The organism is Rhodoferax sp. RT5P35, assembly GCF_056521385.1.
Genome location: NZ_JBWMAX010000173.1, coordinates 1 through 1318 on the forward strand (window position 1 = coordinate 1; position 1318 = coordinate 1318).

At 68.8% G+C, this 1318-nt stretch carries 2 protein-coding genes; both read right to left on the reverse strand.

The annotated features are described in order from the left end of the window. Positions 1 to 546 (reverse strand): c-type cytochrome (locus tag AC097L_RS24705; protein ID WP_479589360.1); only part of this gene is annotated, 546 nt, incomplete at its 3' end. Between the two features lie 7 nt (positions 547 to 553). Continuing rightward, positions 554 to 1297, reverse strand: coding sequence for an ABC transporter ATP-binding protein (locus AC097L_RS24710; protein WP_479589361.1), 744 nt, complete (start codon positions 1295 to 1297; stop codon positions 554 to 556). Positions 1298 to 1318 lie beyond the last annotated feature (21 nt).

Below are 1318 nucleotides of genomic sequence, written 5' to 3' on the forward strand. Positions count from 1 at the left end.
GCGCCAGAAGAGTTCGCCGTCCAGCCGCTTCCACAGCAGGGAGCCGTTCAGCGTGGGCGGCCACATGGGCAGCTTGGCGGCATCCACGCCTTCGCCTTTGCCATCCGCGCCGTGGCAGCGCAGGCACTGCTGCTGGTACACGGCCTGGCCGCGCACGATGCTGTCGGCGGTGAAGCCGCTGGGCGAGATGTGCAGGCTGGTGGGCACGGCGGGAGCCAGCAGCAACTGGCTTTCAGGCCAAGGGGCCAGCAACAGCACGGCCACAGCGCCTGTCCACAGACCGTAGCGTGCACGCCGCCAGAAAAGGGATACCGCCAGAGTGAGCAAGGCCAGCTGCAGGCAGGCCAACGAGAGGGCAACCCGGCGCGCATGGCCTGCGTCCAGCGCCAGCATTTCCCCGGCAATGCGCTGCGCAAACGGCCAGGCGGGCTGGCCGTGGAGGTCGGGGGCCAGCCCCAGGGCGTGCAGCAGCGCCCGCAGGCCGAGCTGGGTTTCCTGCAGCAAAGCCAGCAGCCCGTTCAGCGCCTCGGGCGATAGAGATGCCAACCCAGGTCTACCAGCTCGCGGCCAGGCCCAGCAGCGACAAGGCCTGGTGGCGCAGCTCCGCCAGCCGCGGGTCGCCCCGGTGGCGCGGGTAGGGCAGGGCGTTGACCAGCACCTGTTTGATGCGCGCAGGCCGGTCGGACAGCACGACCACGCGCTGCGCCATGAACAAAGCCTCTTCCACATCGTGCGTCACCAGCAGCACCGAGAACCCATTGCGCTGCCACAGATCGACCAACTCAGTCTGCATGGCCAGGCGGGTCAATGAATCCAGCTTGCCCAGGGGTTCGTCCAGCACCAGCAGGCTGGGGTCGTTGACCAGGGCGCGGGCAAGTGCCACGCGCTGCGCCATGCCGCCCGACAACTGGTGCGGCAGGGCCTTGGCAAAACTTTGCAGACCTACCAGTGCCAGCGCTTCGTCCACGCGGTGGCGGTGGGTGGCGAGCAGCCCGCGCGCCTGCAGGCCCAGCGCCACGTTGTCCCACACGCTGCGCCAGGGGAACAGCGTGGGGTCCTGGAACACCACGATGCGCGACGGGTCGGGCTGGGTGATGGCCTGGCCGTCGTGCTGCAGGCTGCCTGCGGTGGCGGGTTCCAGCCCCGCCACCAGGCGCAGCAAGGTGGATTTGCCGCAGCCGCTGGGGCCCAGCAGGGCGACAAATTCGCCGGGCTGGATGTCCAGGTCGAGGTCGGCGATTACCTGCAAAGGACCACCGGGTAGTTCAAACCAGTGGCTGACGTTGCGCACGGCAATGTGCGCACCGGTGGTGGTTGT